This window comes from Lacrimispora amygdalina (genome assembly GCF_003432035.1).
Classification (GTDB): Bacteria; Bacillota; Clostridia; order Lachnospirales; family Lachnospiraceae; genus Lacrimispora; species Lacrimispora amygdalina.
On sequence record NZ_QOHO01000144.1, the window covers coordinates 1 to 4,666 of the forward strand.

4 protein-coding genes and 1 other annotated feature are annotated in these 4,666 nt (G+C 38.5%); all 4 genes read right to left on the minus strand.

All coding sequences use genetic code 11. The features are described from left to right. Positions 1–258 precede the first annotated feature (258 nt). Positions 259–756, minus strand: coding sequence for a kinase (locus tag DS742_RS28255; RefSeq protein WP_117420233.1), 498 nt, complete (start codon positions 754–756; stop codon positions 259–261). A gap of 251 nt (positions 757–1,007) precedes the next feature. Then, positions 1,008–1,853, minus strand: a complete 846-nt coding sequence (locus tag DS742_RS28260; protein WP_117420234.1) for a MerR family transcriptional regulator — start codon at positions 1,851–1,853, stop codon at positions 1,008–1,010. Positions 1,854–2,121: 268 nt separating this feature from the next. Continuing rightward, positions 2,122–3,972, minus strand: coding sequence for an alanine--tRNA ligase (locus DS742_RS28265; protein ID WP_117420235.1), 1,851 nt, complete (start codon positions 3,970–3,972; stop codon positions 2,122–2,124). A gap of 62 nt (positions 3,973–4,034) precedes the next feature. Continuing rightward, positions 4,035–4,278, minus strand: a binding site (T-box leader). 187 nt (positions 4,279–4,465) lie between these two features. Then, positions 4,466–4,666, minus strand: a 201-nt coding sequence (locus DS742_RS28270; protein ID WP_117420236.1) for a GNAT family N-acetyltransferase, incomplete at its 5' end; no start/stop codon positions are given.

Here is a 4,666-nt window from a genome sequence, read left to right on the forward strand (position 1 = left end):
TTCAAAAAACAGAAACCTGAATTTTTAGGGAGAATTGCCCTCTCATGAATAATTCGGGTTAAATTAGTTCGCATAAATCCTCCTGTAGACCTACGCTCCCATTCCGTTAAATATATCTAAAATCAAGCTTCTCTGTGCTCTTTGCATCCGTGACTATTTAAACTTTTACGATTTTCTCAATTCTGTAAACTGAAGTTGTCTAATGCAGCAATTTTACAATATCTCCAATCATATCGACCACTTCCTCAAATTGCGAATTTAATCGCTTAATACAGTATTGCAAATATCACTAACAATACTTTCAATATCTCTTTCAGATGTAATAATAACTTCATTTAATACATCTGAAAAATCCTTTTCCCGCCACCATCTGCGCATTGCTTCTTCACCGAAATCATTACAATTAGGTTTTGTTTTGTGTCGTTTTAATGTTTCTTCAAAAGGAATATCAAAATAGTATGCATATACTCTTTTATCATATAATTGAACAGCCAACTCAAACAAGGGTTTATACCAATCTGCATACATAATACCTTCCAAGATAACAATATTGCTATGGTTACTGCCATAAATCAAAAGTTCTTTCATAAGTGGCAATGCAGGTGTATTTTCGCCATCTTTGACTCTAAGCATATCTCTTCTGATCACGTCCTGTGAGATGAGCATAGTATTCCTGCCTAATCTCTGTTGTAATTCTTTGGCAACCGTGGTTTTTCCACTCCCTGAATTTCCTCTAAGTACAATAAGTTTTACCATATCATCGCCCCACAAATTTCGATTTTTTCTCATTTTATCACATTTCTACTACTATCTCAAAAGAGATAACGGTTCACCGGCTGTCCGACATGTAAACAGACCTGCAAGGACTTTGAAAAGGAAGCAAGGATTTTTCGATAGCTGAGTTAATTATAACAAAAAAGCAGAAGATACTGCTTAAAAATATTCTGTAAACTCCTCAAAAAGCTTTTCAGATCAGTCCACGGTGTCAGGTAAATCAAAACTCTTTGTCATAACTTTTTCGTTCCTCTCAGCTCCATTTTCACTAATCCAACTGTCAGCAGTCCAATAAGAACTGCGGAATCTGCGAACAACAGCGTAACAATATTCTTTACTACTCCGAAGGTAAAGAGTACCGAGAAAATTTCCGTCGACAGCACAATAAAACACAGATAATTTGTCAAATATTCGGTGATCATTTCTCCACGGGGATTCATGTACACTTTCACATAAATAAACGGTTTCAGCAGATATCGAATGATAATACAGGCAACAGGACAAATAAAAATATACTTTTTGCTGACCAAAGATACTGCTGCGCCTCCGCTGTTCCACTGCACAGGGATTTCCGACGGTAATTCAGAATAAAAAATCAGCCCCACAATCAGACATAAGGTTGTAATAGCCGCCCATGTAATCCTGCTTCCCCAGAGATACAGAAAACTGACGGAATCTAATTTCAAGACCGTCTGATACTCCTCCCAATACCCATATAATTCGGGTACATATTTTTCTATCTGCAGTTTTTCATAACTTATGTTTTCTTCCTCAAGCATTTTTTCACACATAAACTTCGCCTTGTTCAGTTCAGTAATCTGATCTTTCAATATCTCGTTCTGTCTTTCAATCGTTTTCTTCAACTCTGACTTCCCGGATATCACACTTCGTATCTCTTCAATGGAAATTCCCAGCGTGCGCAGATAGGCAATCTTCTTTATATTTTCCACATCATATTCAGAATAATCTCTGTACCCGTTGCTTTCATTTCTTGAAGGCTCAATAAGTTTTTCTTTTTCATAAAAACGGATATTAGAACGAGATAACCCTGTTTTTCCTTCTACTTCTTTAATCGTCATACAATGTCCCCCTTTCCTCTGTCTCTGCTCTATCCTGAAAATAAACTATAAACAATGGTTACAGTCAAGTATTTCTTCGTATCGGGATCATATTTCGGTGCAAATCTGAACAGGCAGGCCGAAATATCGACCTGCCTGACTTTCCTTTGATTCTTTTTTCACCTGTTCGAGATATCTTTGCAAATTCCGGTCGATCGGTATGATAATTCCAATTTCACCGGTATACTCATTCTAAAACAACAGTATAAACTTTCTGCTTGTAATGTAATTATTTATCAATAACAGCTTTAATTCTTCGAACACCGGCAGAAGAAGATTGTTCTTTGACAATTCTAAATTTCCCCAAACATTCTGTGTTTTCCACATGAGGACCTCCACAGACTTCTCTGCTCCAAACTCTTCCCTCAGAATCTTTGATGGTGTATACCTTTACGATGTCAGGATACTTGTCCCAGAAATTCCCATTGACACCGCGCTCTTTTGCTTCCGTCTTCGCTAGTTCGGAAAAAGATACAGTGGCTTTAGCGGAAATTGCATCATTTACAAATTTTTCAACCTCCGATAATTGCTCTTCTGTAAGCTTTTCATCATGGTTAAAGTCAAACCTTAATCTCTCTGCCGTAATATTACTTCCTTTTTGCAAAACATGATCGCCCAGTACCTGTCGCAAACCTGCCAGCAACAAATGTGCCGCCGTATGAAGTGCCGTAGTTTCTGCGGATTGATCGGCTAAACCGCCCTTGAATTTACCGGCAGATGCGGTTCGGCTCATTTCAGCATGCTTCTTTGCAGCTTCAGCATAAGACTCTTTTTCGTCTATACCATATCCGCTTTCCGCCAGAAACTCTTCTGTCAACTCAAGCGGAAAACCATAGGTTTCATAAAAATAAAATGCATCTGCTCCGGTAACTTTTCCTTTGTTCTTAAGGTGCTTCTGAATTTCGATTTCTCCTTGCTGCAAGGTTTTGTGGAATAGCTTTTCTTCCTTGTTTATGATTTCCAAAACCTTCTGCTTATTGGCAATCAAATCTTCGTAGCTGACTGCTTCATCGATATAAACTTCAGCCAGTTGACCTACCAGGTTTCCTTGTATTCCAAGCTTTCTGCCTGCACGAATTGCCCTTCGCAGCAGTCTTCTTGTCACATATCCGGCATCATTATTGGATGGCTCTGCACCGTCATTAATTAAAAATGTTGCCGCACGCACATGATCCAATATGATTCGAAAAGACTTCAAATCGTCCGTATACTCTTTGCCGCTTAATTCTACCAACTTTTGCTTGGCATTCAGAAAGAACGCCGTGTTATAAATATCACGATCGCCACTTAAAGCAGTGGCAACTCTTTCTAATCCGCCACCATAATCAATGTTAGGATTTTTCATTTTCACAAAACCGGTGTCCTCTTTTTTATAGCACATAAACACATTGTTACCAATCTCCAGAAACCGCCCACTATCGGTAGCAGGATGATCCAGTGCATCACCGTCCGGTTCAAAATCATAAAACATTTCACTATCCGGTCCTCCCGGCTCTCCTACAGGCATATTAAGAGGGCTTCCCGATCTGCTCCACCAGTTTTCATTTTCACCATATAAAAAGATTCTGCCCCCTCTGGAGGTTCCATATTCATAAGGCTCCTCTTCTACGACGGGCTCAATACCAACCGACTTGAATTTCTCCGACCAGATCTGAATTGCCTCTGTATCTCTCTCAATATTCAACTCTTCGCTTCCTTTGAACGCACTGACATACAACCTTCCTGGGTCAATTCCCAATTCATTAACCTGCCAATCCCAAATAGCGTCAATCTGCTTTCTCTTATAGTCATTTTCATTTGCCCTGAATTCCCAACGACCTATCATTTCAAAAAAAGTCAGATGAGACATGTCTCCTACTTCTTCGATATCCACTGTTCTCAAACACTTCTGGATGTCAGTTATCTCATTCCCTATGGGGTGCTTTTCTCCCAGTAAATAAGGAACCATGGGTTGCATTCCGCTTCCTGTAAACAACGTGGACGGATCGTTTTCCGGCAGCAGACTTGCCGAAGGCACTTGACTTGCTCCTCTTTTTTTCATGAAACCAATATACGATTTTCTTAACTGATCCGGTGTCATTTCTTTTTTCTCCTTTTTAATCTTTTTTCCAAAACAAAAAGCCCTAAGTCGACTATTTGTCAACTTAGGGCGAACTCTTCTGTCCGTGTTACCACCTAATTTCAGATTCCTCTGCACTCTGTCAATACGGGATTTCTCCGATATTGCTTCCTACGTTAACGGGGGAACTCCGTTGAAGCCTACTAAGATTCTCTGTTCGGTTCACAGCTCAGAGGCTGCTTCAATACCAGTTCAATGAAGATTCGCACCAACCATCTTCTCTCTGTGAAATCCCCAATATTTACTATTCCTCGTCAAAGCCTTTTTGTTTTGAATTATGGTGAGTATAGCACTGTTGAATATTGAAAGTCAAGCGCCAGTTTTTAAATAATGTGTTTCTCCATAACTTCGCTCCTATCTGCCACCTCTGTTCTCTCTTCTATGGTTCATTATATGAGTTTTTTTAATTTACCCAAAACTTGATACATTCTCTAAAATACATATTAATATTTTTCTAAAAATCAGAATTTAATGGGCGCAAATCAAGATACATTAATTCAAAATCCACATATTCCCCATCTATCTTAAAAAATGCTGGTGATATTCCAATAGATTTAAATCCAAATTTTTCATATAAATGAATTGCATTTATATTATCTTTTCTCACTTCTAAATTAAGAATTTCAATTTCATTAGCAGTTATCAATCTCAATGA

Excerpts from the sequence above, each read along its gene's own strand:
- DS742_RS28265 (WP_117420235.1), bottom strand. The coding sequence starts at position 3,972 with ATGACACCGGATCAGTTAAGAAAATCGTATATTGGTTTCATGAAAAAA.
- DS742_RS28260 (WP_117420234.1), bottom strand. The coding sequence starts at position 1,853 with ATGACGATTAAAGAAGTAGAAGGAAAAACAGGGTTATCTCGTTCTAAT.
- DS742_RS28255 (WP_117420233.1), bottom strand. The coding sequence starts at position 756 with ATGGTAAAACTTATTGTACTTAGAGGAAATTCAGGGAGTGGAAAAACC.